A 275-nucleotide genomic window follows, 5' to 3' on the forward strand; every position below is an offset into this window, starting at 1 on the left:
GGCCCAGGAGATCGGCCTTTCGACGACGCCATGCGCGCGCCGCTTCGAGGCTCTTCAGAGCGCCGGCATCATCAAGGGCTTTGCCGCTGTGCTCAGCCGCCGCGCCATCGGCCTGATGGTCGAAGTGTTCATTCAGGTGCGCTTGGTAACCCACAGCGACGGTTCGCCCGAAACCTTCATCGCCGCCGTGCAGCGCATGGACGAGGTGTCGTCCTGCTGGACGATGACCGGCGACTACGATTTCCTGCTGCATGTGATGGTGCCGTCGGTCGATG

At 64.0% G+C, this 275-nt stretch carries 1 protein-coding gene; it reads left to right on the forward strand.

Annotated features, from left to right (window positions below):
- The coding region (locus AC0L2O_RS36755) for an Lrp/AsnC family transcriptional regulator (protein ID WP_473373200.1) at positions 1-275 on the forward strand (275 nt) is incomplete at both ends.

It is taken from the genome of Bradyrhizobium sp. Kon10, from assembly GCF_055807395.1.